Raw genomic sequence first — 23,550 nt, 5'->3', positions numbered from 1 at the left:
TGAATTCCTGGTCAGTGCCAGCCGGGTCTCTCACATGCCGTTAACGTCGCGGCCAACTTTCGTGCGGATGACTCGTCCCAAGCATGGCGTGGACGGGCCCATACGATCCAGAGCTAAAGGCGTCATTGGATGACGGGACAGCCCCAAAGGGCTGCCCTGCCCCGCGCCTCAGCGATCCTGGGCGGTGAATGTGAAGTTGATCGTGCGTGCGAATACCTGCTCGAAACCGCGGTACGGCAGCGGCTGGGCGTTGAGCACGGCGGCCTCGATCGAGCGCTTGCCGGCTTCATCGAACGGGCAGCCGGCGCTGACCGTGGCGCTGCGGACGGTACCGCCCGGCAACTGGTTGATGGTGATCTGGCAACGTTGGCCCAGCGGCACGCTGTCCGGACGCACCCACTGCGCCAGCACCTTGGCCTGGATGGCCGCCGCGTACTTGGCAGACAGATCATCACTGCTGCCACCACCACCGGCAGCCGGCTGTGCTGCACCACTGGCACCGGCAGCAGCCGTGCCTGCGGCATTGCGCGCAGCAGCGACCTCGCGCAGCTTCCGCTCGGCCAGCTTGGCTTCCTTTTCGGCCTGCTCGCGGCGGGCGCGGATGTCGGCGATCTTCTTCTGCTTCTCGGCCTCGGCCTTGTCAGCGGCCAGGCGCTCCTGCTCGGCCTGCTTCTTCTTGGCGTCCGCTTCCTGCTGCTTGGCCAGGCGCAGTTTCTGCTCGGCCTCTTCCTGGCGCTTGCGCTCGGTCAGGTCGATCTGCTCCTGGCGGCGCTTGGCTTCCTGCTCCTGCTTGGCCTTTTCCTGCGAGATCGCCAACGCGCTGACCGCGTCCTGGTCCTTGGTATCGGGCTGCGCCACGCGCTCCTGCGCCTGTTGCTGCTGCGGCGTCGGTGCGTCCTGCGGGCGCGGCTCTTCAATCGGCTGCGGCGGCGGGATGGTGTCTTCCGGCACCGGGATCGGTTCGGCCACCGGCGGCGGCAGGTCTTCCAGCTTTTCCGACTGGCGCAGGGCCTGGCGGGCGGCAGCGGCTTCGGACGCGGACAGTGCCAGGCTGGCCTCGACCGAGGGATCACCTGCGGCGGCATCGGTATTGCGCTGCGGTGACCACAGCCAGGCGCCGATGAAGATCAACGCGACCAGCAGGTGCACCAGCACGGCCAGCACCATCGGCTGGCCCCAGCCGGGTTCCTGCTTGTGCGGTGGCGGCAGGGCGTCAGCGTGCATCGGTGGCCAGGCCTACCTTGTCCACGTTGGCGCGCTTGATCACGTCCATCGCCGCGATGACCTTTTCATAGGCCACGGCACGGTCGGCGGCGACGATCACGCGCACTCCCTTGTCCTGCGCGGCGATGCCGGACAGGTGGCCCTGCAGTTCCTCGGCAGTGACGGCCGTGGGTTCCTTGGCGTCGGGCAGCTTCAGGCTGAGCTGGCCGTCCTGGCGCACCGAGACGATCACCGGGTCCTGCTTGCTTTCCAGCGCCTTGGCGTTGGAATTGGGCAGGTCGACATCGAAGCTCAGGGTGAGCAGTGGCGCGGTGACCATGAAGATGATCAACAGCACCAGCATGACGTCGATATAAGGAACGACGTTGATTTCCGATTTCAGCTTGCGGCGCTTGCGGCGACCGATGGCAGCGGACATGGCTTGGACTCCCGGGTCTGGCGCTTACTCGTCGCCAGCGCTCTGGCGCTGCAGGATCGAGCTGAACTCGTCGGCGAAGGTCTCGAAACGCACCGACATGCGCTCCACGCGGGTGGTGAAGCGGTTGTAGGCCCACACCGCCGGGATCGCCACGAACAGGCCGATGGCAGTGGCGAACAGCGCTTCGGAGATGCCCGGGGCGACGGCGGCGATACCGGCCTGGGCGCCGCTGCTGATCATGTCGTGCATGGTCACCATGATGCCGAACACGGTACCGACCAGGCCCACGTACGGGGCGGTCGAGCCGATGTTGGCCAGCAGTTCCAGGTTGCGCTCGAGCTGGTCGACTTCGCGGGTGTAGGTGGTGCGCATGGCGCGCTGGGCACCTTCCAGCTGGGCACGGCCATCCAGCCGGCGCTTGTCGCGCAGGCGGGTGTACTCGCGGAAACCGGCTTCGAAGATGGCTTCCAGGCCGCCGACATTGCGGCTGCGGTCGGTGGCCGAGCTGTACAGCTTGCCCAGGTCGGCACCGGACCAGAAGCGGTTCTCGAACTCGTCAGCTTCGCGGGTGGCCTGCTTGAAGATGCGGGCCTTGCGGAAAATGATGACCCAGCTGACGAACGAGCCGACCAACAGCGCCAGCACGATGATCTTCACCGGCAAGCTGGCCTTGGCCATCAGTTCGAGGTAGTTGATGCCGCCGCCGGTGGTGGCCTGGGCAAGGGTCTGGGTCGCGGCATTGCTGACGTCAGCCGGCAAAGCCTCGGTGACCGTGGCCTGCAGGGCCAGGAGCGTTGCGATCATCCGTTGTTCCTCAAGAGTTCTGTTCGGATTCGGGGTGGAGGTGGGGTTGCAGCGCGGCAAGGACGGAATCGTCCATGCCACGCGGGCGGAAACTGGCCGCGTCCAGTGCGGCGATGCGGACCTGTGCGGACAGCAGCAGCTGGCCGTTGCGCAGGACCTGCTGGTCGAAGACCATGCTGGCCTTCTTCAGCTGGACCAGGGTGGCGCTTACCTGCAGCTGGTCATCCAGCCGTGCCGGCTTGATGAAATCCATCTGCATGGAGCGCACCGCGAAGACCATGCCGTGCTCGGACCGCATGCGCTCCTGGCCGTAGCCCAGCGCGCGCATCCATTCGGTCCGGGCCCGTTCCATGAAGGCCACGTAGCGGGCGTGGTAGACCACGCCGCCAGCGTCGGTATCTTCCCAGTAAATGCGTGTCGGCCAACTGAATCGCGGTTCAACCGACATCGGGGACCTCGGCAAACAGGTCCTGTGGCGGGTTCTTCGGCTTCAGGCCCAGGTGCCGGTAGGCCTTGTGGGTCGCCATGCGGCCACGCGCGGTGCGCACCAGGAAGCCCTGCTGGATCAGGTACGGCTCGACCACGTCTTCCAGCGTGCCACGCTCTTCGGACAGCGCCGCGGCGAGCGACTCGATGCCCACCGGGCCACCGTCGAAGTAATCGACCATGGTCTTCAGCAGCCGGCGGTCAAGCTCGTCGAAGCCTTCCGGGTCGACCTTGAGCATCTGCATTGCGGCCTGGGCCACGGTCTGGTCAATGTGGCCACCGGCCTTGACCTGGGCGTAATCGCGCACGCGGCGCAGCAGGCGGTTGGCGATACGCGGGGTGCCACGCGCGCGGCGCGCGATCTCCCCTGCCCCGTCGGCGGTGCAGTCGATGGCCAGGATCGCGGCCGAGCGGCGCACGATGCGGGTCAGTTCTTCGACGCTGTAGAACTCCAGGCGCTGGACGATGCCGAAGCGGTCGCGCAGCGGTGCGGTCAGCAGGCCGGCGCGGGTGGTGGCGCCGATCAGGGTGAACGGCGGCAGGTCGATCTTGATCGAGCGCGCCGCAGGGCCCTCGCCGATCATGATGTCGATCTGGAAATCTTCCATCGCCGGATACAGCACTTCTTCCACCACCGGCGACAGGCGATGGATCTCGTCGATGAACAGCACATCGTGCGGCTGCAGGTTGGTCAGCAGCGCGGCCAGATCGCCGGCCTTCTCGATCACCGGGCCGGAGGTCACGCGCAGGGCCACGCCCAGTTCGTTGGCGATGACGTGGCTGAGGGTGGTCTTGCCCAGGCCGGGGGGGCCGAAGATCAGGACGTGGTCCAGTGCGTCGCCACGACCCTTGGCGGCCTGGATGTAGATCTCCATCTGCTCGCGCACCGGCACCTGGCCGAGATAGTCGGCAAGTCGCTTGGGTCGGATGCTGGCGTCGGCGGCGTCATCCTCGCGGGTGGCGCCGGCGGCGATGATGCGGTCGTCGGTCATGTGCTGATTATGCGGTAAAAGCGGGGAGATTCGGCCGGGCTGCGCCCGGCACCCGCAGAAGCAACTGCAACTTCAACTGCCGAAGCGACAGCAGAAGCAGGTTTCCTGATGGATGGCGGGGTGGGTCCGGTTGCGGGGGACGCTGCAAGTACGTCCCTGTAAGCTCGGTCGCCGCATCCATGCGGCTCACGCCCCCGCAACCGGACCCACCCCGCCTTCGACAGGTTCCCGCGATCTGTCGGAATGGCATGGCCTGCTCCTGGTAGGTGTCGACCTTGGTCGACACGGCATGGCCTGCTATTGGTGGGTTTCGACCTTGGTCGACACGGTAGATCCATGCGTGGAGGGAACTGAGGAGCAGAGCGGGCTCAGCTTCTGGCGCGCGGCGCCTCCGAAAGTGGAGCCCCCTTGTTGTTCAAGGGGGCGCGCCGACAGGCGGGGGGATAAGGTGGAATGCGGGCGGGGCCCACGATTTGCGCAGCAAATCGTGGGACGTAGCGCAGGTGGAGATTAAATCTCCACCTGCGCGCCCAGCTCTACGAGGCGGTTACCCGGAATCCGGAAGAAGCCCGTCGCCGGGGCGGCGTTCCTGTGCATCAGCGCGAACAGCTTGTCGCGCCAGATCGGCATGCCACGGTTGGCGGTGGCGACGATGGTCTCGCGGCTGGCGAAGAAGGTGGTGTCCATCGGGTCGAAGTAGATGCCGCCGTGGTCGCACGAGCGCATCAGCGCCAGCGGTACGTCGGGGGTCTCCATGAAGCCGAAACACACGTAGACCCGGTAGAACTCATCGCCCACCGATTCGATCTTCAGGCGCTGCCCTTCCGCCGCGTACGGCACCGGCAGGGTCACCACATGCAGGAACACGTTGCGCTCGTGCAGCACCTTGTTGTGCTTGAGGTTGTGCATCAGCGCATGCGGGGCCACGGCCGGGTCGGCGGTGAGGAACACCGCGGTGCCGGGTACGCGCACCGGCGGCGCCAGCATCAGGCCTGGCAGGAAGGTGTCGATGCGGATGCCGTCCTTGCGGATCTCGTCGCGCAGCAGTTCGCGGCCACGGCGCCAGGTGCGCATCATGGTAAACAGGAAGATGCCCAGCACCACCGGGAACCAGGCGCCCTGCAGCAGCTTGGCGCCGTTGGCGATGACAAAGCCCAGATCGATGATGAAGAACACCACGCACAAGGGCAGGATCCAGTTGCGTGCCTTGGGCCACAGCGAACGTGCAACCAGGGCCAGCAGCAGGGTATCGATCAGCATGGTGGCCGACACCGAGATGCCGTAGGCCACGGCCAGGTTGGACGAGCTGCGGAAGGCCAGCACCAGGCCGATCACCATCACCGCGATGCCCCAGTTGATGCCGGGGATGTAGATCTGGCCGATGGTGTCGTGCGAGGTGTGCTTGATGCGCATGCGCGGGATGTAGCCCAGCTGCATGGCCTGGCGCGAGACCGAGAACGCACCGGTGATCACCGACTGCGAGGCGATCACCGCCGCCATCGTGGCCAGGATGATCATCGGGTACAGCGCCCACGACGGCACCGCCTCGAAGAACGGGTTCTTCACCGCCTCGGGATGGTTGAGCACCAGCGCGCCCTGCCCCAGGTAGTTCAGCACCAGGCAGGGCAGCACGAAGAAGTACCAGGCGTGGCGGATCGGCTTGGCACCGAAGTGGCCCATGTCGGCGTACAGCGCCTCGCCACCGGTCACCGCCAGCACCACCGCGCCGAGGATGAAGATGCTGTGCCAGCCGTGTTCCATGAAGAAGCGGATCGCCCACCACGGGTTGAAGGCCTTCAGCACTTCCGGCGCGTCGACGATGTTGTAGATGCCGATCGCGGCCAGCGAAATGAACCAGATCGAGGTGATCGGGCCGAACAGCTTGCCGATCTTCGCGGTACCGAAACGCTGCACCGCGAACACGGCCAGCAGCACCACCACGGTGATCGGCACGATGAAGGCGTGCAGCCCGGGGGCAGCGACCTCCAGGCCTTCGACGGCACCCAGCACCGATATCGCCGGGGTGATCACGCCATCGCCGAAGAACAGCGAGGCGCCGAAGATGCCGAGGATGCCGACCACATAGGCCGAGCGCGACCCATTGCGCAGCGTGCGCTGGGTCAGCGCCATCAGCGCCATGATGCCGCCCTCGCCGTCATTGTCGGCGCGCATGATGATGGTCACGTACTTCAGGGTGACCACGATGTTCAGCGCCCAGAACGCCAGCGACAGCACGCCCAGAACGGTGTCGTGGTCGCTGTTGAGCCCGTAGTGCGGCGAGAACGCCTCCTTCAGGGTGTACAGCGGGCTGGTGCCGATATCGCCGAAGACCACGCCGATCGCACCGATGATCAGCGCCAGGCCCCCGGCGGGGGGAGCGTGACCATGGCCACCATGGGCGGCGGTGTGCGGGGTTTGACTGCTGGACATGGGGCTCCTGGCGAAGCTCAGGGTGTAATGGGGAAGGAAACGGAGCGGCTCAGCGCAGCGCCGATTGCAGGGCCTTGCGGATGACCATGGCCACTTCGTCGCCCTCGTTGAAGGCCTCGCGCGCCATCCGCGCCGCCTCGGTGGGCTTGTAGCCCAGCTGCTGCAGCGCCACGGTGGCATCGGACAGCGGATCGGCCGGGGCCGGGCCACTGCCGGTGGGCAGTGCGCCACCGGCACCGAACTGCGCCGCGCGGTCACGCAGTTCCAGCACCATGCGCTCGGCGGTCTTCTTGCCGATGCCGGGGATGCGGGTCAGCGCGGTGATGTCGCCGGCCTGGACCATGCGGGCGAATTCTTCGACGGTGACCCCGGACAGCACAGCCAGCGCGATCTTCGCGCCGATGCCGCTGACCTTCTGCACGTCGCGGAACAGGCGGCGCTCGCCTTCGCGCAGGAAGCCGTACAGCGAGACGCTGTCTTCCTTCTGCGAATAATGAGTGTAGAGCGTGACCTCACGGCCCAGCTCGGGCAGGTCGTAGAAGGTGCTCATCGGCGCCTCCAGCTCGTAGCCCACCCCGTTGACGTCCACCACCAGCCACGGCGGCGCCTTGTAGGCGACGATTCCGCGCAGTCGACCGATCATTGCGTGCAGCTCCTCATTTGCGGCCCCACGCCTGGCGGGCAGTCAGCCCCAGGCGGTTGGCCGTTGCCCTTACGTGGGCATGGGTGATGGCCACGGCCAACGCGTCGGCCGCGTCGGCCTGCAGCTTGGTTTTCAGGTTGAGCATGAGCCCGACCATGTGTTGAACCTGTTGCTTTTCGGCGCCGCCACGACCGACCACCGCCAGCTTGATCTCGCTGGCGGCGTACTCGTGCACCGGCAGGTCGCGCAGCACCACCGCCGAAATCGCCGCGCCACGGGCCTGGCCCAGCTTCAGCGCCGAATCGGGGTTGCGCGCCATGAACACCTTTTCGATGGCCACTTCCTGCGGCTGGAACTCCAGGCACAGCTCGGCCAGGCCCAGCACCAGCAGCTTCATGCGCTGCGGGAAGTCATCGGCACCGAGCAGCACCAGCGGCTGGTGATGCACGTGGCTGACCCGGCCGCTGGCATCGACATCGATGATGCCGACCCCGGTCCGTTGTGAACCCGGGTCGATGCCGAGAATGCGGGTCATGCGGCACACGCGCGCAGGCCGCTGATCCGGGAAGGACGCATGCGGCGGTGATGGCTGGAAACGTCTGGGGTCATCATGGTCCGCATTGTCCGCTCACCGGCCGCCAAAGGCGACCGGCACAGCGTCCGTTCAGGCGTAGGCGTCCGCGCCGAGATCGGCGTTGGAGTACACGTCCTGCACGTCGTCGAGGTCTTCCAGCATGTCCAGCAGCTTCTTGACCTGCAGGACGGTGTCGCCCTCGACCTTGATGTCGTTGTCGGCACGGAAGGTCAGCTCGGCATGATCCGGCGTGCGGCCAGCCGCCTGCATCGCATCCTTGACTGCGTGGAAGCTGTCCGCGGCGGTGAGCACGTCGATCGCGCCATCCTCCGGGTAGACCACGATGTCATCGGCACCGGCCTCGATGGCCGCTTCGGAGATGGCGTCCTCATCGGCGCCGGCGCCGTAGTGCAGCACGCCCACCCGCTTGAACATGAAGCTGACCGAGCCTTCGGTGCCCATGTTGCCGCCGCACTTGCTGAACGCATGGCGGACATCGGCCACGGTGCGCACGCGGTTGTCGGTCAGGCAATCGACGATGACGGCCACGCCACCGGGCGCGTAGCCCTCGTAGCGGATCTCTTCGTACTCGACGCCTTCCAGTTCACCGGTGGCCTTCTTGATGGCGCGCTCGATCACGTCCTTGGACATGTTCGCGGTCAGCGCCTTGTCCACGGCTACACGCAGGCGCGGGTTGTTGTTGGGGTCGCCTCCACCGCCGCGGGCGGCCACGCCGATCTCACGGATGATCTTGGTGAAAATCTTGCCGCGCTTCGCGTCAGACGCGTTCTTGCGGTTTTCGATGGAGGGGCCTCTACCCATGGGTCTTTCCGTACGTGCGTTGATGGATAAGGCCGCGGATTCTACCTGATCGGGCCCGCTGACCGTGTCGAGGGCGGATGGATGCCGCCGGGCGTGGCCCGGCGAGAGCGTGCGAACCAACGGTTCGCACCCACCAAGGCAGGACGGTTCGCACCCACCGAAGCAGGACGGTTCGCACCCATCAAGGCAGGCCGGTAGCGCCGGGCCATGCCCGGCGAGCGCAGCGGCGCTGGGTGACGTCGCTCAGGCCGCAGCGGCGTCCCGGCCATGGTCGAACTGGCCATGGCGGAGGAAATGCGCGGTCTGTCGCGCGGCATCGGGTGACACCACCAGGCCGCTGTGGCTGGTGCGCACCACGCAGTGGTCGGCCAGGCCCGGCAGGCGGGTCTCGGCCAGCGCCACGGTACCGTCGGAATCGTCATCCAGCGCCCCGAGCAGGCTGCCCAGCCCATGCGGCACCGAGCCGGCGATCAGGCCGACGGCGGCCTTGCCCTGCCAGTCCGGCAGCCCGTCCAGCAACAGCTCGCTGCTGCGGCCCAGGGCCAGGCCCCAACCATGTTCGGACAACGAGCGCGCAGTGCCACTGCCCCGCAGTGGCGAGCCCAGGCAGACCACGCGCTGCACGGGCAACTGCGGCTGCCGGCGCAGGGCTTCCAGCGCCAGCAGGCCACCCAGGCTGTGCCCGACCAGCGACAGCGGGCCTGCATCTGCCAGCCGCTCCAGCAACTGCGGCACGGCCACATCGGGACCGCCAAATACGGACGAGTAGCCAAAGGTATGGACCTGGAAGCCGCGCGCGCGCAGGCGCCAGGCCAGCGGCCCGACCCAAGCACGGGCATTCCAGATGCCATGCAACAACAGAACGGGGGGAGTCATGTGCAACAGCCTGGCGGTCAGCGGGGCGGAACTACGGTGATTGAACAGAAGCCAGGGGCAAGCGGCAGTGAACGGTTTCAGGCCGGATGCGGCAGACGGCGCAGGATGAACTCAAGATCGTTGGTATCGCCCACCGGGAACAGGTACTCGCCGGCCTTTTCAAAACCGTACCGGGCGTAGAAGCGCTGCGCGCCGAAGTTTTCCGACCACACGCCCAGCCACAGCGTGCGCGGGCCGTCGTGCTCCAGCCAGGCCAGCGCGGTTTCCAGCAGGCGGCTGCCCCAGCCGCAGCTCTGCTGTGTCTTGATCAGGTACAGGCGCTTGAGCTCGCCGTCACCGGGCTTTACCTCCGGATGCGGCAACCCACAGGGGCCGGCGGCGGCATGGCCGACCGCCTCCCCATCCAGCTCCAGCAGCCACACCGCGTAATCGGGGTGGGCCAGGATCGTGCGCTGACGCTCGACCGTGTAGGCCTCGTCGATGAAATCCTGCAGGTCCTGCGGCGGATACAGATGGCCGAAGGTTTCGGTGAACGTGCGTGCGGCCAGCGCCGACAGGGTCGGCGCGTCGTCCACAGTGGCGCGGCGGATCGAATACATGGGTCGAGTTGACGTCAGGACCACGGTTCGGGTCAAGCCCGCTCCGCCGGTTCCTTGTCGTCTTCTTCCTCTTCCTCTTCTTCGTATTCCTCGTCGTCCTCTTCTTCCTCGCCGTCTTCCTCTTCTTCGCCGTCCTCGTCCTCGTCGTACTCTTCCTCTTCGTCGTCTTCGTAATCCTCGACGCCGAAGTCTTCACCGTCCCAGCGGCCTTCGCCGTCGGCGACGAAGGTCAGGGCCATGGCCGACGGGTTGGTACCGACACGGACCAGCCAACCACCGAAGACACGTGCACGCTCGGTGACCAGGTTGGCCTCGGAGCCTTCATTGCCCAGCTTTTCCCACTCCAGCGAAAACGCAAACTCGGTCATTGCCTGGATCTCCTGATCAGTTTTTCTTGGGGCGAACCTGGATGTGCACTTCGGCCAGCTGCTCGTCGACGATCGGCGACGGCGCGTCGGTCATCAGATCCTGCGCACCGGTGGTCTTCGGGAACGGGATGACGTCGCGGATCGACTCGGTGCCGGCCATCAGCGCGGCGATGCGGTCGATGCCGAAGGCGATGCCGCCGTGCGGCGGCGCGCCGTAGTTCAGCGCGTCGAGCAGGAAGCCGAACTTGGCACGGGCTTCTTCAGCACCGATGCCGAGCAGCTCGAACACCGCGCTCTGCATGTCGGGGCGGTGGATACGGATCGAACCGCCGCCGATTTCATTGCCGTTGAGCACCATGTCGTAGCCGCGCGAAACGGCAGTCTTGGCGTGCGCGCGCAGATCGGCGATGTCATCCACGGCCGGTGCGGTGAAGGGGTGATGCAGGGCGACGTAGCGCTGCGCTTCCTCGTCCCACTCGAACATCGGGAAGTCGGTGACCCACAGCGGTGCCCAGCTGTCGGCGACCAGACCGAAGTCCTTGCCGGCCTTCAGGCGCAGCGCGCCCATGAAGTCGGACACCTTGTTATAGCCGCCGGCACCGAAGAACACGATGTCGCCGTTGCCGGCGCCGACATGGGCGATCAGGGCGGCGAAGCCCTCCTCACTGAAGAACTTCTGGATCGGCGAGCTGATTTCACCGTTCTCGCCCACCTTGATGTAGGCCAGGCCCTTCGCACCGTACTTGGCGGCGTGCGCGGCGTACTCGTCGATCTGCTTGCGCGACAGGCTGGCACCACCGGGGATGCGCAGCGCGGCGACGCGGCCATCGGCATCGTTGGCAGCAGCGGTGAACACCGGGAATTCGCTGGTCTTGACCAGTTCGGCCACGTCCACCAGTTCCAGCGCGATGCGCAGGTCCGGCTTGTCCGAACCATAGCGACGCATCGCCTCGGCCCAGGTCATGCGCGGGAAGCTGGCATCCAGTTCGACGTCGACCACTTCCTTGAAGATGGCGCGGATCATGTCTTCGACGAAGTCCTGCACGTCGCGCTCGCGGACGAAGGCGAACTCCATGTCCAGCTGGGTGAATTCCAGCTGTCGGTCGGCACGCAGGGCCTCGTCGCGGAAGCAGCGCGCGATCTGGTAGTAGCGGTCGAAGCCGGCCACCATCAGGATCTGCTTGAACAGCTGCGGGCTCTGCGGCAGGGCATAGAACTCGCCCGGGTGCATGCGCGCCGGCACCAGGAAGTCGCGTGCGCCTTCCGGGGTGGCCTTGGTCAGGATCGGCGTTTCGATGTCCTGGAAGCCCTTTTCGTCCAGGTGGCGGCGCAGGGCCTGCACCAGCTTGATGCGGGTGCGCTGCATGCGCTGCATCTCCGGACGGCGCAGGTCCAGATAGCGGTACTTCAGGCGGGTTTCTTCGCCCGGGTTCTCGTGGGCGTGGAACGGCAGCGGCGCGGCCTTGTTCAGCACGGTGATGGCGGTGGCGATCACTTCCACCTTGCCCGTGCGCAGCTTGTCGTTGACCGCGTGGCGGGCACGTACCACGCCTTCCACCTGCAGCACGTCCTCATAGCCCAGCGAGGCGGCCACGGCGAACACTTCGGCGTTGTCGAGCTCCACCGTCACCTGCACGATGCCTTCATGATCGCGGAGATCGATGAAGCAGACGCCGCCCTGGTTACGGGCCACGTCGGTCCAGCCGGCGAGGGTGACAGTCTGGCCAATCAGGGTCTCATCGACCAGGCCGCAGAAGTGGGTACGCATGGGGGGAAAGCTCCGCTGGAGAACGCCGGCGCCTGACGGGGGCCGGAAAGCCTCTTATTCTGCGGCCGAGGCCCCGGCCGGGGCAAATGCGGACGGTCACGCGGGCTTGATCGCCCCGGTCCTTATAGTCGCGCACCTACTCCCGTATGGGGATGTCGCCATGAAACTGCAGTCTCTGGCCAGCCTGGCCGTGATCCTTGGCACCTTTACCGCGCTCGCCCTGCCCTCCGCCCCTGCCGCCGCGCAGGACGGAGTGGTCCGCTGCGAGAGCCAGAACAACCGCGAACGTGTCTGCAACACCGGCTGGCGCGACGCCCAGCTGGTCCGCCAGCTGTCCGGCTCGGCCTGCGTGGAGGGCCGTACCTGGGGCACCCGCAATGGCAGCATCTGGGTCAACAACGGCTGCCGCGCCGAATTCACCCGGGGCCGAGGTGGCTGGGGTGGCGGCAACGGCGGCGGTTGGGGTGGTGGCAATGGCAACGGCAACAGTGGCACCGTGCGCTGCGAAAGCCAGGACAACCGTGAACGCAGCTGCCCGGTCGGCTGGCGCAACGCGCGCGTGGTCCGGCAGATCTCCGGCACCCAATGCGTGGAAGGCCAGAACTGGGGCGTGCGCAACGGCGCGATCTGGGTCAACCGCGGCTGCCGCGCCGAGTTCGCCGAAGCCCGCGGTGGCTGGGGCGGCGGCAATGGCGGGGGCAATGGCGGCGGCTGGGGGGGCGGCAACAGCAACTACACCGTGACCTGCAGCAGCAACAACAACCGCCAGCAGAGCTGCAACTGGGATGAACGCCAGGGCCGGCCGGTGCTGCAGCAGCAGCTGTCCGGCAGTGCCTGCCAGGAGGGCCGGACCTGGGGCTACTCGCGCGGCAACGTGTGGGTCAGCAACGGCTGCCGGGCGCGCTTCGGCACGCGTTGATGGCAGGGTCGGATCCCTGGCCGACGGCCAGCGCTCTGCCCCTTGGGGGCGTGCAATGCTGGGGTCGGAACCCTCCAAAAGGAGGGATCCGACCCCGCAATCAGGGTGCCGGCGAAGCCTGGTCGCCCCAGGGCGCCGGCGGCAGCGCGACCGGCTTGCTGAGATCGAACTCGACCCGGAAACGGCGCCCTTCCGGGCGCGTCAGCTCATAGACAAAACGCTGGTCCGGCTCGATCTCCATCGCCCACGTGTTGTGGGTTGAAGCCAGCATATCGGCGCGGCGGAACATCGCTACGGACTCGCCATCGGCGGGGAACTGCTGGCGTTCGGCGGTACCCGGCGGCTTGCTGTCGCCGCCGTAGAGGGTGATCGCATCGGGGCTGCCATCGGCGTGGCGATGGTCGTGCTTCAGGCGCAGCCCGTGCTCGGTACGGGTCAACACCCAGGTGCGCGAATGGTCATCGCCGACGTGGAACGGGATGCGCAGCTCATGGCCCGGGTCGGCGCAGCCCCGCATGTGCATCACCAGCTTCTGCCCGGCGAAGGGATCTTTGCCGGTGGGTGCCGGCGTGTCTTCCACCACCCTGCCCTCGTACGCCTGGCCACAATGGGCAGCGACCGCGGCCATGAAGGCGTCGGCCGGCGCGGTCGACAGATCGTGGTTGACCGTATGCGATGGCTGCGAGCAGGCGGCGAGGCCGAGCAGGGCGAAGGCGGAAGCAACAGCGGCGATCGGTTTCATGCCCCAACCCTAACGGCCATGGCCGATGCGCGCAAACCGCACTCCCTGGATCTACCTCAGCGCTCGGCTGCAGGGGCGACGGCAACCACGTCCGTCGCCGCCACGGGTGCATCTTCGCCCTGCCCTGCCGGCTCCTGCTCGACCGGGTCGACATCGAACGGCGTGCGGAACACCAGCGACGGCAGCAGCGTGGTCAAGGCGGCGTACAGCAGCAACGCGCCGAACAGCACCGCGGGAATCTGGAAGCGATCGCGCATGATCGCGGCCAGCACCAGGGTGAAGATCAATGTCGGTGCCAGTGCCAACGATACGCGCAGGCTGCTGCGGAAGCTCTCGCCGAACATCACGCGACGCTGCAGCCAGACCACCGCGATGCGCAGCGGCAGCACCACCAGGGTGATGACGATGCCCAACCCCAGCGCCTCCCAGCTCAGCGCTTCGCTGGGCACCTTGGTGCCGGCGTTGAAGAAATAGAACGGCACGAAAAACGAGGCGAACAGACGCAGCGCGTGCAGGTTTTCGTGCGAAGCCAGCAGCGGCATGCGCTGGTGCAGCAGGCGCGCGACCAGGCCGGCGATGAAGGCGCCGACCAGGTAGTACACGCCCAACAGGTAGGTGATGTACGCCGCCACCATGCCGACCATCACCAGCAGCGAGAATTCCGAGCCCGGTGCATGCGGCGCGACCCAGCGACCGAGCGCCATGAACAGCAGCGGCAGGCCGATCATCATCGCCAGCAGGGCCAGGCTGGACAGCGCCATGTGCCCGGGATCGCCAGCCTGCAGCACGATGAACAACGCCGCCAGGGCCAGCAGTTCACCGGCGATGGCCTTGCTGGTGACCCAGAACCGCTCGTCCTCGCTCAGCCCCAGCCGCGACAGCGAATCCATGATGAAACCGGTGGAGGGGGTCAGCAGCGCAAGCGCCAGCAGCCCTGCCGCCTGCCATGGCAGGCCGGCGTAACGCCAGGCCAGCCAGCCGACGCCGAACAGGGTCGCACTGCGGATCAGCAGATGCGCCAGCAGCGGCCACATGCCGCGCCGCAGGGCCTGCAGGTCAACTTCCAGGCCAGCGAACAGGAACAGTGAGGAGATGCCCAGCGTGGCCAGCAGTGCGATGACCGCGTCGTGCGCCTGGTCGCCCAGCCAGAGCATGCCGATGATGCCGAACAGCAGGCAGGTCAGCGGCGCCGGCAGGCTGAACCGCTGCAGCGCGCGCGGGATGACCAGCAGCGCGAAGATCAGCAGCAGGTAGACCAGTTCATGGCTCATCGGGGGACTTCCGTGTGGATCGAACGCGCGCAGGATGCGGGTTCGATCCGGATCGGGCAAGCCGGACACGGCTGAAAGTGTCCTCTCCTTTCGGCAGAGCGCCCTTCAGCGGATCAGCCCATCTGCGATCCGCCCGACCTGCGCAAGCACCGCCGCGCGCTGTTCGAAGCTGATCGCGCCCGCCTGCAGATAGGCGGTCAGGACCCAGGGCGAACCGCCCTGCACCGGCCACAACACGGCGATGTCGTTGCGGGCGTCTTCGCCATTGCTGCCGGTCTTGTCGCCCACCCGCCAGCGCTTGCCCAGGCCCGCACGAAGGCAGGCATCGCCGGTTTCGTTGTCGATCAGCCAGTCGGCCAGCTGCTGGCGTGAGGCAGGCCTGAGTGCCTTGCCCAGCACCAGGCGCTGCAGCGTCGATGCAATGGCCGCCGGCGTAGTGGTGTCGCGGGGATCATCAATGGCGAAGCTGTTCAGTTCCGGCTCCAGGCGATCGCTGCGGGTGATCGTGTCGCCGGTGGCTCGCAGGAACGCGGTGACTGCTGGCGGCCCGCCGATCGCTGCGAACAACAGGTTGGCGGCGGTGTTGTCGCTGGTGATCAACGTGGCCCGGCACAGGTCACGCACGGTCAGGTCCTTGCCGACGTGGCGGCGGGTGACCGGCGCGTGCTCCAGGAGGTCCTGGGTCCGCACCGGCAGGCGCCGGTCCAGCAGTGCCGCATCGCGCTCGGCCTGCTTGAGCACCGTGGCGGCCAGCACGCTCTTGAAGGTGCTGCACAGCGGGAAGCGTTCGTCCTGGCGATGGCCGAGGCGACGACCACCGGCACTGTCGAGCAGGGTTACGCCGAGTCGACCGCTGCACGCCTTTTCCAGTGCCACGAAGTCGGCGGCGGCGGCGATGGCGGCATTGACCGGTGTGGCGGGCACGGTGGCGGGTGCGGCAGCCCGGGCCAGCAGCGGCAACGCAAGGGTGGAGGCGACTGCGGCACTACTGAACTGCAGGAATCGACGACGGGCAAGCATGCGGAATCCTCGTGGAAGCTGTCCCGATTATTGAAAGGGTGGGCAGAGGCGACCAGCGCGTTTTTTCAGCGTCAGCCATGAGATAAATTCATGCATGACGCATCGAACCCTTTATTTATCCAACGCCCATGGCAAGGCGCTACCATCAGCCATCATCCTGCCTCACACGTCCCCATGCTTCACCCCACCCTTTCGCTGAATGCGTTGCGCGCCTTCGAAGCGGCTGCGCGGCACCAGAACTTCACCCGGGCCGCCTTGGAACTCTGCGTCAGCCAGGCGGCGCTGAGCCACCAGATACGCGGGCTGGAGGACCGGCTGGGTATCCGCCTGTTCCATCGGCTGCCCCGCGGCGTGGCGCTGACCGAGGAAGGAGCAGCCCTGTACCCGGTGATCAATGAATCCTTCGAGCGCATTTCAGCCAGCATCGCCCGCTACACCGGTGGCCCGGCGCGGGAAGTGCTGACGATCGGCGTGGTCGGCACCTTCGCCACCGGCTGGCTGCTGCCGCGGCTGGCCGCGTTCGATGCGGCCCACCCGGATATCGAACTGCGGCTGCAGACCCACAACAACCGCATCGACCTGGCCGGTGAAGGCCTGGACCTGGCAATCCGTTTCGGCGATGGCGACTGGCAGGGACAGGCCTGCACGGCGATCCTGGACGCGCCGTTCGCACCGTTGTGCGCGCCGGCACTGGCGCGACGGCTGAAGCACCCCCGCGATCTGGCGGCCTTGCCGCTGCTGCGTTCGTACCGCAGCGACGAATGGCCACGCTGGCTGCAGATGGCCGGGGCCAACGGCGTGGAAGCGCGCGGACCGGTGTTCGATTCGTCATTGACGCTGGCGGTGGCTGCGGCCGGTGGCGCGGGCGTTGCCCTGCTGCCGTTGCGCATGTTCGAAGCGGACCTGGCCGAGGGCCGGCTGCTGCAGCCGTTTGCCACCACGCTGGAACTGGGCCGCTACTGGCTGACCCGTCTGCGCTCACGTGCTGAACGTGAGCCAGCCAGGCGCTTCCGAGAGTGGTTGCAGGCGCAGGGCGCGTAGGTAGTGCCGGCCGCTGGCCGGCACCCCCTTGATCGTTGTGGGCGCATCGCATTGCCGGCCAGCGGCCGGCACTACCGATCAGGATTCCAGCAGTTCCATCCAGGCCGCTTCGGCCTTTTCCAGCTGCGCCGCGGTAGCTTCGCGGTCGCGGCCGAGCACGGCCATGCGCGTGGCATCGGCGTAGTTGCTCGAGTCGGCAAGCTGCCGGTCCAGTTCGGCCAGCACACCTTCCAGCTCGGCGACCTTGGCTTCGGCGCTGGCCAGCTTGTGCGGGTTGACCGGCTTCTTCTGCACCACCTGCGCGACCGGTGCGGTCTTGACCACCACCGGCTCCTCCACCTGCTCCATGCGTGCCTTGGTGCCCTGCGCCTGCGGGCGCGTGCGCAGCCAGGCGGCATAGGCGTCGAGGTCACCGTCGAACGGTTCGACCACGCCATCGGCCACCCGCCAGAAGGTGTCACAGACCAGGCCGATCAGATGACGATCATGCGAGACCATCACGATCGCGCCGTCGAAATCGGCCAGGGCTTCAGCCAGGGCTTCGCGCATTTCCAGATCAAGGTGGTTGGTCGGTTCGTCCAGCAGCAGCACGTTCGGCTGCTGCCAGGCGATCAATGCCAGCGCCAGGCGTGCACGCTCGCCACCGGAGAAACCATCCACCGGTTCAAAGGCACGGTCGCCCGGGAAATTCCACTTGCCGAGGAAATCGCGGAACGACTGGTTCGGTGCATCCGGGGCCAAGTCGCGGAAGTGCTCCATCGGCGACTGGCCTTCATGCAGCGACTCGACCGTGTGCTGGGCAAAGTAGCCGATGCGCAGGTCCGGGTGTGCGGCGCGCTCGCCGGCGATCGGTGCCAGCTCGCCCACCAAGGTCTTCACCAGCGTTGTTTTACCGGCGCCGTTGGGGCCCAGCAGGCCGATGCGCTGGCCCGCTTCCAGGCCGAAGCCCACGTTGTGCAGGATCACCGAGTCGCTGCCGTAGCCGGCCTCGACGTGGTTCAGGCGGATCAGCGAGAACGGCAGTTTGGCCGGCGGTGCGAACTCGATGCGGAATTCGCGCTCGGCGCGGACCGCTTCGGTACCGGCCAGCTTGGCCAGTCGCTTCATCCGGCTTTGTGCCTGCGCAGCCTTGCTGGCCTGGGCCTTGAAGCGGTCGATGAAGCTCTGCAGATGGGCGCGCTCGGCCTGTTCCTTCTCGTGCGCGATCTGCTGCTGACGCAGCTGTTCGGCGCGCTGGCGCTCGAAATCGGTGTAGCCGCCCGGATACAGCTTGGCACCGCCACCGTGCAGGTGCAGGGTGTGGGTGGCGACGTTGTCGAGGAACTCGCGGTCATGCGAGATCAGCAGCAGGGTGCCCGGATACTTCAGCAGCCACTGTTCCAACCAGTACACCGCATCCAGATCCAGGTGGTTGGTCGGTTCGTCGAGCAGCAGCAGGTCGCTGGGCATCATCAGCGCGCGGGCCAGGTTCAGGCGCACGCGCCAGCCGCCGGAGAACGAGGACACCGCGCGGTGGTGCGTTTCGGCCGGGAAACCCAGCCCATGCAGCAGCTTGCCGGCGCGCGCTTCAGCGTCGTAGGCGTTCAGCTCGGCCATGCGCGTATGCGCCTCGGCCACGGCTTCCCAGTCTTCACGGGCGGTGGCCTCGGCCTCGGCGGCCAGCACGGCGGCAACCTCGACGTCACCGCCCAGCACGAAGCTCAGCGCCGGATCCGGCAGCGACGGGGTTTCCTGGGCGACGCTGGCGATGCGGATCTTGCCGGGCAGGTCGACGTCACCCTTGTCGGCCTCCAGCTCGCCCTTCACCGCCGCGAACAGGCTGGACTTGCCAGCACCGTTGCGGCCGACCACGCCTACCCGGTAACCGGCATGCAGAGTCAGGTCGACATTGGACAACAGCAGCCGCTCGCCGCGGCGCAAGGCGAAATTACGAAGCGAAATCATGGGGGGAGGCGTCCATATAACCGAATGGAATGTGCTGGTAAGCACTGTTCCTGCGACGCAATTCTAACGTTAACGAATACTTGACGCGCCCCGGGATGCGCGGCGGGCGACGTTCCTCTCTCCCACGTCCTGTCCGCGCGCCTCCCGGGCCCCTTCCCGTCACTGCCTGTCGCAGCTAAATGGTTGCTGCTGCAACGTTTTTTCTGATGACCGGCATTTGACAGGCACTGAATATCCCGTTAATTCCTGTATTGCGCACCGCAACAACCGTCGTCCGCTCACCCCCGTGATGTCGATTCCGGTGCCATCCCGCCAACCGGAGCCCCCTCCCGATGACCCGCAAGACCAGCCTGATCGCCGCCGCCGTCGCTGTCGCACTCGGTGGCTCTCCGTTCGTTGCCGCCGCCCAGCAGACCGGCACCGCCGCCAATACCCTGGATACGGTGATCGTCACCGGCACCCGCGTGGCCGACCGCACGGTCGCCGAATCGCAGTCGCCGATCGACATCATCACCCCCGAGATCCTGCAGTCCACCGGTACCGGTGAGCTGGCCACCGCGCTGTCGCGCGCGCTGCCGTCGCTGAACTTCCCGCGCCCCGCGCTGACCGACGGCACCAGCGGCGTGCGCCCGGCACAGCTGCGCGGCCTGTCGCCGGACCAGGTGCTGGTGCTGGTCAATGGCAAGCGCCGCCACACCTCGGCGATGATCAACGTCAACGGCAGCATCGGCCGCGGTTCGTCGGCGGTGGACATCAACGCGATTCCGATCGCCGCCATCGAGCGCGTCGAAGTGCTGCGTGACGGCGCCTCGGCACAGTACGGTTCCGATGCCATCGCCGGCGTCATCAACATCGTGCTGAAGGGCAGCGGCAGCGGCGGCAGCCTGGCCGTCGACTACGGCCAGTACTCGGCCGGCGACGGCAACAAGTACCAGCTGTCCGGCGATACCGGCGTGGAATTCGGCAACGGCCGTGGCCGCGTGCACGTGGCCGGCCAGATCAGCCAGCAGGACGAGAGCGACCGCGCCGGCCCCTATCGCGGCACCACGCCGAACACCGGCAATTTCCCCAGCGTCGGCCAGACCACGTTCATCGTCGGCGACCCGAAGGTGGACGCCACCGCTGCCTCGGTCAATGCTAGCTACGATTTCAGCGACCACGTGACCGGTTACGCCAGCGCGCTGCTCAGCAACCGCGACATCACTTCGTTCGCGTTCTACCGTTCGCGCAACCACAGCGGGCAGAGCGCGCTGCTGGCGCAGACCTATCCGGACGGCTACGTGCCGCAGATCAACCAGTACTCCAAGGACCGCTCGCTGGTGGCCGGCGTCAAAGGCAACACCGACAACGGCTGGACCTGGGACCTGAGCCTGAACCACGGCGAGAACACCCTGGATTTCCACACCCGCAACAGCATCAACTACAGTCTGGGCGCGACCAGCCCGCGTTCGTTCTACGACGGCACGCTGAAGTACCAGCAGGACATCTTCAACGCCGACCTGACCAAGTCGCTGGACTGGGGCCTGGCCTATCCAGTCACGCTGTCCTTCGGCGGTGAGTACCGTCGCGAGAAGTGGGACCAGAACCCGGGCGAGCTGAATTCCTACACCGGCACCGGTGCGCAGGGCTTCGCAGGCTTCACCCCGACCAACGAAGTGCACACCGATCGCCACAACTACGCGGTCTATGCGGGCCTGGAAGCGGACCTGAGCGAGAAGTTCTCCGCCGGCATCACCGGCCGTTACGAGGATTACTCGGACTTCGGCGACCGCTTCTCCGGCAAGCTGTCGGCGCGCTATGCGTTCACCGACAAGGTCGCGCTTCGCGCCACCGCCTCCAGCGGCTTCCGCGCGCCATCGCTGCCGCAGCAGGGCTACCAAGCGGTGACCAGCCAGTTCACCAACGGCGTGTTCGTCGAACGCGGCACCTTCCCGACCACCAGCCCGGCTGCACAGGCACTGGGCGCGTCGCCGCTGAAGGCCGAGACCTCCACGTCCTACAGCCTGGGTCTGGTACTGCAGCCGATCGACCGCCTGTACGTCACCGTCGATGCGTACCAGATCGAGATCGACGACCGCATCGCGTTGTCGTCCAGCATCACCACCAACGCAGCATCCAGTGCGCTGCTGGCCGGGCTGGGCCTGCCGCAGGTGACCGCGTTCTCGTACTTCACCAATGGTCTGGACACCCGCACCCGCGGCGTTGACTTCGTCTCCAGCTACACCGTGCCGTTCAGCGCCAGCAGCCTGGAACTGACTGCGGCCTACAGCTACAACGACACCGAAGTGCAGCGCGTGGGCGGCACGCCGGCGGTGTTCGGCACGCTGGGCCTGACCCAGTCGCTGATCGGCCGCGATGAGATTGGCCGCATCGAAGACAGCTACCCGCACGACAAGACCATCCTCAGCGGCACCTGGCGTTCGGACCACTGGGAGCTGGGCCTGGCGGCAACCCGCTACGGCAAGTTCACGGTGCGCAACTCGGCCACGGCCACGCGTGACCAGACCTACGGCGACAAGTGGGTGCTGGATGCGTCGGCCAGCTACAAGCCGAGTGCGAACTGGACGCTGACGGTAGGTGCCGACAACCTGCTGAACGAGTACCCGGACCGCACCGAAGATCTGCAGAACTCGACCTTCGGCATGCTGCCGTACAGCAACTACTCGCCGTTCGGCTTCAATGGTGCGTATGTGTACGGGCGGATCAAGTACAACTGGTAAGCGGTAACGGGCGCGCCGGGCCCTGCCCGGCGGGTTCATCCGGGGTCAGATCCCTCTTCCTGCAGGAAAAGGGATCTGACCCTATTTGCTCTAAAGGTTTGCCGCATTTGGCTCATTAGGTGAAAATCGGGGCATCCCCCCGATTTCTGCGAGAGCCGATGCACCATGACACCGACCTGATCAACATCGTTGCCGTTGGTCTCGGGCTCGCCTTCATCTTCGGCGCGCTGGCCAACAAGCTCCGCTTGTCTCCTCTGGTCGGTTACCTGGTTGCTGGCATCTGCGTCGGGCCGTTCACGCCGGGCTTCGTCGCCGACCAGGCACTGGCCAACCAGCTGGCCGAGCTGGGCGTGATGCTGCTGATGTTCGGCGTCGGCCTGCACTTCTCGCTGAAGGACCTGATGGCGGTCAAGGCCATCGCCATTCCCGGTGCCATCGGCCAGATCCTGGTCGCTACCCTGCTCGGTTGGGGCCTGGCGGCATTGATGGGCTGGCCGGTCATCCACGGCGTGGTGTTCGGTTTCGCGCTGGCCACGGCCAGTACCGTAGTGCTGCTGCGCGCGATGGAAGAGCGCCGCCTGCTGGAAACCCAGCGCGGCAAGATCGCGGTCGGTTGGCTGATCGTCGAGGACCTGGCCTGCGTGCTGGCACTGGTGATGATGCCGGTGATGGCCGGTGTGTTCGGGCCCGACGCGGCCAATGAACACCACACCCTCGGCAGCGTGCTGGCCAGCATCGGTTGGACGTTCGTGCAGCTGGGCCTGTTCGTGGCAGTGATGCTGGTGGTCGGGCGCCGGGTCATTCCGTGGATCCTGGAGCGCATCGCCGGTACCGGCTCGCGTGAACTGTTCACCCTGTCGGTGCTGGCGATCGCGCTGGGCGTGGCGTTCGGCTCGGCGATGCTGTTCGGTGTGTCGTTCGCGCTGGGCGCGTTCTTCGCCGGCATGCTGCTCAATGAATCGGAACTCAGCCACAAGGCGGCCAGCGATTCCCTGCCGCTGCGCGATGCCTTCGCGGTGCTGTTCTTCGTCTCGGTGGGCATGCTGTTCAATCCCGGCATCCTGATCGAGCACCCGTGGCAGGTGCTGGCCACCGCCGGCATCATCATGTTCGGCAAATCGGCGGCGGCGTTCTTCATCGTGCGCGCGTTCGGCCACCCCACCGGCACCGCGTTGACGATCTCGGCCAGCCTGGCGCAGATCGGCGAGTTCGCCTTCATCATCGCCGGCCTCGGCGTGACCCTGAAGATCCTGCCACCCACCGGCCAGGCGCTGGTGCTGGCCGGCGCGCTGATCTCGATCATGCTCAACCCGCTGGTGTTCGGCCTGCTCGACCGCTGGCTGCTGAAGCACCAGGAAACCACGCCCACCGCGGTGGAGACCGAGCTGCCACCGGGGCCGTCGCTGGACCTGCACGACCATGCCATCGTCATCGGCTACGGCCGCGTCGGCAGTGCGCTGGCGCAGGTGCTGCGCGACCGTGGCGTGCCGGTGATGATCATCGACGACAACAAGGAACACGTGGCCGAGGCGCATGCCGCTGGTCTGCCCGGCATCCGCGGCAGCGCGGCCTCGGACAAGGTGCTGGCCGAAGCCCATCCCGAGCGCGCGAAGATCGCGGTGCTGGCGATCCCGCAGCCGCTGGAAGCCGGTGAGACCTTGGCCAAGCTGCGTGCGATCAACCCCAACCTGACCCTGCTGGCGCGCGCACACAGCGATGCCGAAGTGAAGCATCTGCTTGAACACGGTGCCGACGGCACGGTGATGGCCGAGCGCGAGCTGGCCTACTCGCTGGCGGAAATGGTGATGGCCACCCCGCCCCGACGGCACGGTGATGGCCGAGCGCGAGCTGGCCTACTCGCTGGCGGAAATGGTGATGGCCACCCCGCC

General features: G+C 66.7%; 21 protein-coding genes. 4 read left to right on the top strand and 17 right to left on the bottom strand.

Annotation, left to right across the window (positions count from 1 at the left end):
• Positions 1-168: 168 nt before the first annotated feature.
• From tolA to aspS, 13 genes are all read right to left on the bottom strand, one after another.
• Complete coding sequence (tolA, locus tag AC1DKR_RS20130) at positions 169-1,224, bottom strand: cell envelope integrity protein TolA (RefSeq protein ID WP_080150524.1); 1,056 nt, start codon at positions 1,222-1,224, stop codon at positions 169-171.
• Positions 1,214-1,642 carry a protein TolR gene (gene tolR / locus AC1DKR_RS20125; RefSeq protein ID WP_025874671.1) on the bottom strand — a complete coding sequence of 143 codons (429 nt, stop codon included), beginning with the start codon at positions 1,640-1,642 and terminating at the stop codon, positions 1,214-1,216. Before tolR ends, tolA begins: the two co-directional genes overlap by 11 nt.
• 24 nt (positions 1,643-1,666) lie before the next feature.
• The gene (gene tolQ, locus AC1DKR_RS20120) at positions 1,667-2,446 is read right to left on the bottom strand and encodes a protein TolQ (RefSeq protein ID WP_025874672.1); all 780 of its coding nucleotides are present in this window, start codon (positions 2,444-2,446) and stop codon (positions 1,667-1,669) included.
• Between the two features lie 10 nt (positions 2,447-2,456).
• Positions 2,457-2,894 (bottom strand): tol-pal system-associated acyl-CoA thioesterase, encoded by a 438-nt coding sequence (ybgC, locus tag AC1DKR_RS20115; protein WP_312786169.1) that lies wholly within the window; start codon positions 2,892-2,894, stop codon positions 2,457-2,459.
• Positions 2,884-3,924 (bottom strand): Holliday junction branch migration DNA helicase RuvB, encoded by a 1,041-nt coding sequence (gene ruvB, locus AC1DKR_RS20110; RefSeq protein WP_223496280.1) that lies wholly within the window; start codon positions 3,922-3,924, stop codon positions 2,884-2,886. Before ruvB ends, ybgC begins: the two co-directional genes overlap by 11 nt.
• Positions 3,925-4,434: 510 nt before the next feature.
• Positions 4,435-6,354 (bottom strand): potassium transporter Kup, encoded by a 1,920-nt coding sequence (locus AC1DKR_RS20105; protein ID WP_312787392.1) that lies wholly within the window; start codon positions 6,352-6,354, stop codon positions 4,435-4,437.
• A 49-nt stretch (positions 6,355-6,403) separates the two neighbouring features.
• Entirely contained in the window at positions 6,404-6,997 is a 594-nt protein-coding gene (gene ruvA / locus AC1DKR_RS20100; RefSeq protein WP_032975138.1) for a Holliday junction branch migration protein RuvA, read from the bottom strand.
• A gap of 13 nt (positions 6,998-7,010) precedes the next feature.
• Complete coding sequence (gene ruvC / locus AC1DKR_RS20095; protein WP_025874677.1) at positions 7,011-7,532, bottom strand: crossover junction endodeoxyribonuclease RuvC; 522 nt, start codon at positions 7,530-7,532, stop codon at positions 7,011-7,013.
• Between the two features lie 129 nt (positions 7,533-7,661).
• Positions 7,662-8,393, bottom strand: coding sequence for a YebC/PmpR family DNA-binding transcriptional regulator (locus tag AC1DKR_RS20090; protein ID WP_032975140.1), 732 nt, complete (start codon positions 8,391-8,393; stop codon positions 7,662-7,664).
• A gap of 243 nt (positions 8,394-8,636) precedes the next feature.
• On the bottom strand, positions 8,637-9,269 hold the full coding sequence (locus tag AC1DKR_RS20085) for an esterase/lipase family protein (RefSeq protein WP_025874679.1): 633 nt from the start codon (positions 9,267-9,269) through the stop codon (positions 8,637-8,639).
• A gap of 77 nt (positions 9,270-9,346) precedes the next feature.
• Positions 9,347-9,868 (bottom strand): GNAT family N-acetyltransferase, encoded by a 522-nt coding sequence (locus tag AC1DKR_RS20080; RefSeq protein WP_099843426.1) that lies wholly within the window; start codon positions 9,866-9,868, stop codon positions 9,347-9,349.
• A 32-nt stretch (positions 9,869-9,900) separates the two neighbouring features.
• Complete coding sequence (locus AC1DKR_RS20075) at positions 9,901-10,236, bottom strand: DNA primase (RefSeq protein ID WP_312786719.1); 336 nt, start codon at positions 10,234-10,236, stop codon at positions 9,901-9,903.
• Positions 10,237-10,252: 16 nt separating this feature from the next.
• Positions 10,253-12,004 carry an aspartate--tRNA ligase gene (aspS, locus tag AC1DKR_RS20070; RefSeq protein ID WP_478034754.1) on the bottom strand — a complete coding sequence of 584 codons (1,752 nt, stop codon included), beginning with the start codon at positions 12,002-12,004 and terminating at the stop codon, positions 10,253-10,255.
• 160 nt (positions 12,005-12,164) lie between these two features.
• Between aspS and AC1DKR_RS20065 the strand changes: the two genes are divergently transcribed.
• On the top strand, positions 12,165-12,923 hold the full coding sequence (locus AC1DKR_RS20065; protein ID WP_478034752.1) for a DUF3011 domain-containing protein: 759 nt from the start codon (positions 12,165-12,167) through the stop codon (positions 12,921-12,923).
• A gap of 100 nt (positions 12,924-13,023) precedes the next feature.
• Here AC1DKR_RS20065 and AC1DKR_RS20060 read toward each other — a convergent pair whose 3' ends face one another.
• From AC1DKR_RS20060 to blaL2, 3 genes are all read right to left on the bottom strand, one after another.
• Entirely contained in the window at positions 13,024-13,665 is a 642-nt protein-coding gene (locus AC1DKR_RS20060) for a hypothetical protein (protein WP_312786716.1), read from the bottom strand.
• A 56-nt stretch (positions 13,666-13,721) separates the two neighbouring features.
• Positions 13,722-14,936, bottom strand: coding sequence for a cation:proton antiporter (locus tag AC1DKR_RS20055; RefSeq protein ID WP_312786715.1), 1,215 nt, complete (start codon positions 14,934-14,936; stop codon positions 13,722-13,724).
• Between the two features lie 105 nt (positions 14,937-15,041).
• Positions 15,042-15,956, bottom strand: a complete 915-nt coding sequence (gene blaL2, locus AC1DKR_RS20050) for a L2 family extended-spectrum class A beta-lactamase (protein WP_312786714.1) — start codon at positions 15,954-15,956, stop codon at positions 15,042-15,044.
• 174 nt (positions 15,957-16,130) lie between these two features.
• Here blaL2 and ampR point away from each other — a divergent pair, with 174 nt between their 5' ends.
• Positions 16,131-16,997, top strand: coding sequence for a LysR family transcriptional regulator AmpR (gene ampR / locus AC1DKR_RS20045; RefSeq protein ID WP_478034746.1), 867 nt, complete (start codon positions 16,131-16,133; stop codon positions 16,995-16,997).
• Positions 16,998-17,075: 78 nt separating this feature from the next.
• Here the strand turns inward: ampR and AC1DKR_RS20040 are convergent, their stop codons facing one another.
• Positions 17,076-18,941 carry an ABC-F family ATP-binding cassette domain-containing protein gene (locus tag AC1DKR_RS20040; RefSeq protein WP_312110462.1) on the bottom strand — a complete coding sequence of 622 codons (1,866 nt, stop codon included), beginning with the start codon at positions 18,939-18,941 and terminating at the stop codon, positions 17,076-17,078.
• A gap of 332 nt (positions 18,942-19,273) precedes the next feature.
• On the opposite strand from AC1DKR_RS20040, the gene AC1DKR_RS20035 reads away from it, so the two are divergent.
• Together AC1DKR_RS20035 and ybaL are read left to right on the top strand one after the other, a co-directional pair.
• On the top strand, positions 19,274-21,661 hold the full coding sequence (locus AC1DKR_RS20035) for a TonB-dependent receptor plug domain-containing protein (protein ID WP_478034740.1): 2,388 nt from the start codon (positions 19,274-19,276) through the stop codon (positions 21,659-21,661).
• Positions 21,662-21,819: 158 nt separating this feature from the next.
• Positions 21,820-23,550: YbaL family putative K(+) efflux transporter (gene ybaL, locus AC1DKR_RS20030; RefSeq protein ID WP_478034735.1), on the top strand; the 1,731-nt coding region annotated here is incomplete at its 3' end.

Source organism: Stenotrophomonas sp. 01N47, assembly GCF_056399165.1.
This window is presented reverse-complemented; position numbering and strand designations above follow the sequence as displayed.

Coding starts and splice junctions, on each gene's coding strand:
- tolA (WP_080150524.1), bottom strand. CDS start 1,224: ATGCACGCTGACGCCCTGCCGCCACCGCACAAGCAGGAACCCGGCTGG.
- tolR (WP_025874671.1), bottom strand. CDS start 1,642: ATGTCCGCTGCCATCGGTCGCCGCAAGCGCCGCAAGCTGAAATCGGAA.
- tolQ (WP_025874672.1), bottom strand. CDS start 2,446: ATGATCGCAACGCTCCTGGCCCTGCAGGCCACGGTCACCGAGGCTTTG.
- ybgC (WP_312786169.1), bottom strand. CDS start 2,894: ATGTCGGTTGAACCGCGATTCAGTTGGCCGACACGCATTTACTGGGAA.
- ruvB (WP_223496280.1), bottom strand. CDS start 3,924: ATGACCGACGACCGCATCATCGCCGCCGGCGCCACCCGCGAGGATGAC.
- AC1DKR_RS20105 (WP_312787392.1), bottom strand. CDS start 6,354: ATGTCCAGCAGTCAAACCCCGCACACCGCCGCCCATGGTGGCCATGGT.
- ruvA (WP_032975138.1), bottom strand. CDS start 6,997: ATGATCGGTCGACTGCGCGGAATCGTCGCCTACAAGGCGCCGCCGTGG.
- ruvC (WP_025874677.1), bottom strand. CDS start 7,532: ATGACCCGCATTCTCGGCATCGACCCGGGTTCACAACGGACCGGGGTC.
- AC1DKR_RS20090 (WP_032975140.1), bottom strand. CDS start 8,393: ATGGGTAGAGGCCCCTCCATCGAAAACCGCAAGAACGCGTCTGACGCG.
- AC1DKR_RS20085 (WP_025874679.1), bottom strand. CDS start 9,269: ATGACTCCCCCCGTTCTGTTGTTGCATGGCATCTGGAATGCCCGTGCT.
- AC1DKR_RS20080 (WP_099843426.1), bottom strand. CDS start 9,868: ATGTATTCGATCCGCCGCGCCACTGTGGACGACGCGCCGACCCTGTCG.
- AC1DKR_RS20075 (WP_312786719.1), bottom strand. CDS start 10,236: ATGACCGAGTTTGCGTTTTCGCTGGAGTGGGAAAAGCTGGGCAATGAA.
- aspS (WP_478034754.1), bottom strand. CDS start 12,004: ATGCGTACCCACTTCTGCGGCCTGGTCGATGAGACCCTGATTGGCCAG.
- AC1DKR_RS20065 (WP_478034752.1), top strand. CDS start 12,165: ATGAAACTGCAGTCTCTGGCCAGCCTGGCCGTGATCCTTGGCACCTTT.
- AC1DKR_RS20060 (WP_312786716.1), bottom strand. CDS start 13,665: ATGAAACCGATCGCCGCTGTTGCTTCCGCCTTCGCCCTGCTCGGCCTC.
- AC1DKR_RS20055 (WP_312786715.1), bottom strand. CDS start 14,936: ATGAGCCATGAACTGGTCTACCTGCTGCTGATCTTCGCGCTGCTGGTC.
- blaL2 (WP_312786714.1), bottom strand. CDS start 15,956: ATGCTTGCCCGTCGTCGATTCCTGCAGTTCAGTAGTGCCGCAGTCGCC.
- ampR (WP_478034746.1), top strand. CDS start 16,131: ATGCTTCACCCCACCCTTTCGCTGAATGCGTTGCGCGCCTTCGAAGCG.
- AC1DKR_RS20040 (WP_312110462.1), bottom strand. CDS start 18,941: ATGATTTCGCTTCGTAATTTCGCCTTGCGCCGCGGCGAGCGGCTGCTG.
- AC1DKR_RS20035 (WP_478034740.1), top strand. CDS start 19,274: ATGACCCGCAAGACCAGCCTGATCGCCGCCGCCGTCGCTGTCGCACTC.